This is a genomic window from Aureimonas phyllosphaerae (assembly GCF_900113065.1).
Classification (GTDB): domain Bacteria; phylum Pseudomonadota; class Alphaproteobacteria; order Rhizobiales; family Rhizobiaceae; genus Aureimonas; species Aureimonas phyllosphaerae.
Map to the genome: position 1 here is coordinate 230,333 of NZ_FOOA01000005.1, position 6,812 is coordinate 237,144.

Sequence of the window (6,812 nt, forward strand, 5' to 3'; positions counted from 1 at the left end):
TTCGACAGGCCATGTATTCGTTCGCAGGACGAACTATCCGGTATGGGTAAGGCGTTGTCAGTGTCAACGTTCCGGCGGTGCTTCCCGCCGTCCAAACAGCGGTGTCACGAGCATATGGGGGACGGTGAGCGCCGCAAGGCCGATGAACACGGCGCTGAGTGCGAGCGCTTGATCGTTGGCGAACAGCACCGCGAGTGACGCGAACAAGATGGCGGCACCGAGCAGCGTCGGCGCGCAGGCCAGGAGATACGCGCGAAGGGTCGGCAAGTGGAGCTCCGCCATGCGTTCGTGCGTCTGGCCTCGGCTGTGGACGAGCGCGAACACCAGCGCAAAGCCTACGAGAGGCGTGAAGGCCAGGAGAGCGCTTGCGCTAAGCGCCAGTTCCAGCGCCGATGCGCGGTCCCCGTCCCGTAGGCGCAGGACGATAGCGAGCAGGACCAGTGCCAATACGAGCGGTGACAGAACCAAGGCGGCTTGTGTAAGCCCCTGGCCGCTGGCCGGTGTCGAGAGTGCCGCAAAGAGGTGGGTCAGCGCCTCGGTATGGAACAGCGCCGGAAGCGTCATGGGCATGAGGCCACGCGCCACGCGCTCGGCCAGGCGCAGTTCATCCCGCACATCATCGATCGCGAAGTGAACGGCGGACAAGGTAAGGAAGGCTGCGAGCGTCGCGCCGGGCGCTGCATGCCAGAGAAGGAGCGTGGCGGCGACGGCGCCGAGATAGAGTGCGAGGAAGCTCAAGAGGCGACCCGGAGCATCCCGCATCCTTCGTCCCGCCATCGCTGCCAGATGGTCGCTGGCCCCGTGAGGAAGGCCGAGGGCGAGGATTAGGATCGCTGCGAACGCGAGAGGCATGGGACCGGCGGCAAGATCTGCCGCCAGTCCCAGGATGGCAAATGCGGCCGCCCACAGGAGGCGGCTGGAGGGCCGCCGTACCGATGCAATGCCCCCGGCCGGATGCGTCGCGGAGGTGATGTGGGCGAGCGTCATCGTGGATCGTGTCCTAGCCCTAGGCGAGGCGACGCTCTTCGCGTTTCGAGAGCTCGGGCTCGGCCTTCTTCAGGCGCTCACCGGCGGTGAAGCCGTAGACGACCTTGGCGATGATATCGAGGATCAGGATCGCCCAGACGCTGGCGGCGCCGGAGATGATCCCGAGGCCCTCAGGGCCGACCGCGAACACGACCGGGTAGATCAGCCAGACCACGGAAAGCTGCGTGGCGTTCTTGCGATAGACCTCGCTGAGCGCGCCGCCGTAGCTGGCCGAGCGCTCGCGGAGCGGTCCCCAGAGCATGAAGTAGACGCCCGCGAACGCCGCGCAGGACCACAGGAACCAGACGAGGCGGGTCGAGCCGTCGAGGCTCATGGCCGACAGAAGGCCGGTCAGGATCATGAGGGCATCGAGACCGACGATGGCAACGACGTAGCCACCCTGACGCGGATGCTCATGAAGCGCGAGCGCAACGAGGCTGGAGAGGAGGAGCGGCGTCGTGAAGATCCAGTCGCCGTAGCGCGGAACGTAGAGGGTGACACCGTCGCCACGGTCCATGACGAAGGTACCGAGGTACATCGCGAGATAGGCGGTGGCGGCGATGAACGGGACCAACGCGTGGATCTGCGTGTGGTGCCGGATTGAACTGGCCTTGGGGCCGGTGACGTAGATTCCGATGGATGCGATCGACATGACAATGAAGCCGATCAGGAGGGGTGTGCTTTCCATGAGGTCCCGACCTTACGAGATTGTAATGTCCAACGAGGTGTGCCTGACGGAATGATCAGCAAGATGAACGTGCAGAATTTAATGTTGCACGATGTGTAGCTGGCGATGGGAAAATCTCACGCTGCGTCGCGTGTCCAGTCTGACGAGTCCTCGCGCGAAGAAAGCGAATGGCTGGACTTGCCCAAACTCGCGCCAGACGCTGCAAAAATACCCACGATTGAAGCCAGCATTAAATTTTACAATGAACCATTGTCACGTTCCGTTGGGTGGCAAATTAGCCGTCCATATTGATTGGCAGGACGGAACCATTGAATAAGATCGTTGTCATAACGGGCGCAGGAGCTGGGGTTGGTCGTGCGACTGCGGACGAGTTTGCTCGCGCCGGATACGACGTTGCGCTTCTGTCGCGCGACCCCGAGCGCTTGGAACGCGCGGCGGGTTACGCCCGGCAACAGGGAGTCCGCGCTATCGCGATTCCGACCGACGTCGCCGATGCGGCTGCCGTTGAAGCGGCAGCCGATAGGGTCGAGACCGAGCTCGGGCCGATCGACGTGTGGGTCAACGTCGCCATGGCGACTGTCTTTTCGCCGGTCGCCAAGCTGACGCCGGAAGAGGTCGAGCGAGGGACGCGCGTGACCTATCTCGGTCAGGTCCACGGCATGATGTCGGCGCTCAAGCGCATGCGCACCCGCGACCGCGGCGTCATCGTGAACGTCGGGTCGGCACTGGCCTACCGGTCCGTTCCCCTCCAGTCGGTTTACTGCGGCGCCAAAGCCGCCATCCGGGGCTTCACGGACTCGCTGCGGTCCGAGATCATCCACGACAAGCTGAATGTCCGCCTGACCATGGTGGACCTGCCCGCCGTGAACACTCCGCAGTTCGATTGGGCGCTGAACAAGATGGGTCGTCGTCCCCAGCCCGTTCCACCGATCTTCGAGCCCGAGGTTCCCGCGCGGGCCATCCGCTTCGCCGCCGAGCACGATCGGCGCAATGTCTGGGTCGGTTACCCCACGGTGCAAGCGATCCTGGGCAACCGGATCGCGCCGGGGCTGCTGGACCGCTACCTTGCCAGGAGCGGCTATTCCGGTCAGCTCACGCAGGAGCCGAAACCCGATGACGCGCCCAGCAACCTGTTCGAGCCCGTGAAGGGCGACTACGGCTCGCATGGGCGCTTCGACAGCCGCTCCAAGCCCCGTAGCGTCCAGATGTTCACGGATCGCCACCGCACGGTCTTCTGGGGGCTCGCCGGCCTTCTTGCCCTTTTCGGGCTGCATCGCCTCGCGCGTCGCTTCGACGTGTGACGGGCGAAACCGTTGACCGTTCCGCTCGAAGACTACGCCATGATCGGCGACGGCGAGACCGTCGCGCTCGTTTCGAAGCACGGATCCGTGGACTGGCTCTGCCTGCCGCGGTTCGACTCGCCCGCTTGCTGCGCCGCACTGCTCGGTGACGACCGGCATGGCTTCTGGAGCTTGGCACCGGACGGCGAGGTGCTGGAAACCCGCCAGGGCTACCGTCCCGACACGATGGTCCTCGACACCGAGTTCCGGTGCGAGGGCGGCACGCTCGTCGTCACGGACTTCATGCCCGTGCGGGACGGTCGCCCGCTCCTGATCCGCATCGCCCAGGTCGTGAAGGGACGGGTCGAACTCGTCTCTCGCGCAGCCTTCCGCTTCGACTACGGCAACATGCCGCCTTGGATCGTGCCGGAAGGCAAGGGGTTGGCCATGCATGTCGGTCCCGACAAGCTCGCTCTCCACACCGAAGCGCCGATGTCGGTCGAGAACGACGCCGTCGTTTCACGCATCACTCTTCTCGAGGGCGAAAGCTGTGACTTCGTTCTCGCCTATGGACGGTCCAACGAGATCGTCGGCGACGGGATCGACGCCGAGGCCGCGCTGCGCGAGGCCGAGCGCGAGGGTCGCGACTGGATCGCACGCCTCGCGACCGACGGCCTCGCCTATCCCGAGGCCGTGCGCCGTTCCCTGCTGACGCTGAAGACCCTCATCCACCGCCCGACGGGCGGCCTCGTCGCGGCGCCCACGACCTCGCTGCCCGAGCAGCCCGGCGGCACCATGAACTGGGACTACCGCTACTGCTGGCTGCGCGACGCCGCCTTTACGCTGGACGCGTTCGTCGAATGCGGTTTCGTCGACGAGGCGCTCAACTGGCGCGACTGGATCCTGCGCGCGGTCGCGGGCGCCCCGGAGAAGATGCAGATCATGTACCGCGTCGATGGCTCGCGCCGCCTCGACGAGGCCGAGCTGTCGTGGTTGCCGGGCTATCGCTTCGCCAAGCCTGTGCGCGTCGGCAATGCGGCTGCGGGACAGCTCCAGCTCGACGTCTGGGGTGAACTGATGTCCGCGCTCCACATCGCCGAGCGTGCCGGCATGGAGCGGACGACCCAGGGCCGGCATCTGGAGCATGCCGTGGTGGACCACGTCGCCAAGGTCTGGACGCAGCCCGACCAGGGTCTTTGGGAAAGCCGGGGCGAGCCCCGGCACTACGTCTACTCCAAGGCCATGGCCTGGGTCGTGCTGGACCGCTTCCTGAACGGTCGCGGCGCGCGGGAGCTGACGAGCGAGCGCCGCTCGGAACTGGCGGGCCTGCGCGACCGCATGCACGCGACGATCTGCGCGGAAGGCTTCGACGCGGGCCTGAACAGCTTCACGTCCTTCTACGGTGGTTCGGAGGTCGATGCTTCGCTGCTTCTCCTTCCCAAGATCGGCTTCCTGCCGATGAGCGACGGGCGCATGGCGGGCACGCTCCGGGCCATCGAGGCACAACTCGTCGAGGGTGGTTTCGTACGACGCCACCGCATGGAGGCCCTCGTTCCGGAGGGCGCGTTCCTCGCCTGTTCGTTCTGGCTGGCCGAGTGTCTTCTGGGTGCCGGGCGCCGCGCGGACGCGGTGAAGACGATCGAGGCCGTGATGGCGGTCGCCGGGCGCACCGGGCTCCTGTCGGAGGAATACGACACCCGGTCCCGTCGCCTCACGGGCAACCACCCGCAGGCCCTCAGCCATCTCGCGCTGATTCAGGCCGTTCTTGCGCTCAAGCGGTTCGATGATGGGGAGCGAGGCGACGATGCCGACCTGTAGGCGTGGGTCCAGCCGATCCATCTGGCGTTGCGCAAGGCACCTGGCGGCGCTCACCCCGCTCACCCCGCTCACCCCGCTCGCCCTCCTGGCGGGATGCGGTTCGGGCATCAGCTTCCTCGATCCCCATGGCCCCGTCGCCGCGACGCAGCGCGACCTCTTCTTCGAAGTCACCGCCTGGATGATGGTCGTCGTCCTGCCGGCGATCCTCCTCGTGCCGTTCGTCGCCTGGCGCTTCCGGCGCACGGCCAGGAACAGGGCCTTCCATCCGAACTGGCAGTTCTCATGGCCCTTGGAGATCCTCGTCTGGGGCGTCCCGGTGGTCCTGGTCTGCATCCTGGCGACGCTGATCGTCGGCAAGGCGCGCTCGCTCGATCCGTACGCCGCCATCCCCTCCGACAAGCCGCCGCTCGAGGTCGAGGTCATCGGGCTCGACTACAAATGGCTGTTCGTCTACCCGGAACAGAACGTCGCCAGCATCGGGGTCCTGGCGCTTCCCGTCGACCGTCCCGTGCGCTTCCGGCTGACGAGCGACACGGTGATGCAGTCCTTCATGATCCCCGCGCTCGGCAGCCAGATCTACGCCATGGCCGGCATGGTGACGGAACTCAACCTCCTGGCCGACCGGCCTGCGGTCCTGATGGGCCAGAACACGCAGTTCAACGGCTTCGGCTTCCAGAACCAGAAGTTCGACGCCCTGGCGATGCCGGTGGCGGACTTCGACCGCTGGATCGCGAGCGCGAAGGGCGTCGGCCGCCCGCTCGACGAGGGCGCCTACGCGATCGTCTCCCAGAAGGGAAAGCTGGCGGACCTGCGTTCGCGCTTCGACTTCGATCCGGCCAAGGGCCTCATTTTCTCGAGCGTGGATCCAGCACTCTTCACGACCGTCGTCGCTCGTTACCGGCCCGATGCCGCCCACCGGCACGAGAGCGACGAAGCCGCCAACCATTCGAACGGGGGACACGACCATGCCAACCACTGAGGGCTGGTGGCCGCTCGTCTTCGGTCGGCTGTCCTACGACGCGCTGCCCTTCTACAGCGCGATCGCCACGGGCGCCGCTTCGCTGGTCGTCGTAGGCGCGATCGCGGTCGTGACCCTGCTCACGTGGCTCGGGCGTTGGGGCTGGCTGTGGCGGGAATGGCTGACCAGCCTCGATCACAAGAAGATCGGGATCATGTACGTCGTGATCGCGATGGTGATGCTCTCGCGGGCCGTCGTGGAAGGCTCGCTGATGCGGGCCCAGCAGGCGGTCGCGTTCGACAATCCCGGATACCTGGAGCCGGAGCACTTCGCCCAGCTCTTCTCGACCCACGGCTCGATCATGGTCTTCTTCATGGCCATGCCGTTCCTGACGGGCATCATCAACTTTGCCCTGCCGCTGCAGCTCGGCGCGCGCGACGTCTCGTTTCCGCTTCTGAACTCGATCTCGCTCTGGCTGACCGCCGGGGGCGCCGGCCTGATGATGGTGTCGCTCGTCATCGGCAAGTTCTCGACCGGCGGATGGAGCGGCTACCCGCCCTACACGGACGCGACCTTCAATCCGGGCGTCGGGCCGGACTACTGGATCTTCGCGGTGACGCTCGGATCGCTTGCCTCGACCATGACCGGCATCAACGTCGCGGTGACGATCTACAAGAAGCGGTGCGGCGGCATGAACCCGTTCCGCATGCCGCTCTTCTGCTGGACGTCGCTGTGCACCGCCATCCTGATGATCTTCGCCCTGCCGCCGCTGACCGTGGCGACCGGGCTCCTCGCCCTCGACCGCTACATCGGCACCCACTTCTTCACGAACGACGGGGGCGGCAACATGATGAACTTCGCCAACCTGTTCTGGCTGTTCGGGCACCCGGAGGTCTACATTCTGATCCTGCCGGCCTTCGGCGTCTACTCGCAAGTGATCTCCAACTTCTCGTCCAAGATCCTCTACGGCTACGATTCCCTGATCATCGCCACCATGTGCATCGCCGTCCTCTCGTTCACGGTCTGGGTGCACCACTTCTTC

Annotated in this window: 6 protein-coding genes; 4 read left to right on the forward strand and 2 right to left on the reverse strand. The window is 65.7% G+C overall.

Annotated features, from left to right (window positions below):
• Positions 1-63 precede the first annotated feature (63 nt).
• Positions 64-987 carry a Brp/Blh family beta-carotene 15,15'-dioxygenase gene (locus BM175_RS09400; RefSeq protein ID WP_090962317.1) on the reverse strand — a complete coding sequence of 308 codons (924 nt, stop codon included), beginning with the start codon at positions 985-987 and terminating at the stop codon, positions 64-66.
• A gap of 19 nt (positions 988-1,006) precedes the next feature.
• The gene (locus BM175_RS09405) at positions 1,007-1,714 is read right to left on the reverse strand and encodes a bacteriorhodopsin (protein ID WP_090962321.1); all 708 of its coding nucleotides are present in this window, start codon (positions 1,712-1,714) and stop codon (positions 1,007-1,009) included.
• A 308-nt stretch (positions 1,715-2,022) separates the two neighbouring features.
• Between BM175_RS09405 and BM175_RS09410 the strand changes: the two genes are divergently transcribed.
• The 4 genes from BM175_RS09410 to BM175_RS09425 all read left to right on the forward strand — a co-directional run.
• Entirely contained in the window at positions 2,023-3,015 is a 993-nt protein-coding gene (locus BM175_RS09410) for an SDR family oxidoreductase (RefSeq protein WP_090962324.1), read from the forward strand.
• Between the two features lie 12 nt (positions 3,016-3,027).
• A complete protein-coding gene (locus tag BM175_RS09415; protein ID WP_090962328.1) occupies positions 3,028-4,812 on the forward strand; it encodes a glycoside hydrolase family 15 protein in 1,785 nt (594 codons plus the stop codon).
• Entirely contained in the window at positions 4,799-5,791 is a 993-nt protein-coding gene (locus BM175_RS09420; protein ID WP_175526813.1) for a cytochrome ubiquinol oxidase subunit II family protein, read from the forward strand. The genes BM175_RS09415 and BM175_RS09420 overlap by 14 nt, the downstream gene beginning before the upstream one ends.
• Positions 5,778-6,812, forward strand: a 1,035-nt coding sequence (locus tag BM175_RS09425) for a cbb3-type cytochrome c oxidase subunit I (protein WP_175526814.1), incomplete at its 3' end; no start/stop codon positions are given. The genes BM175_RS09420 and BM175_RS09425, both read left to right, overlap by 14 nt.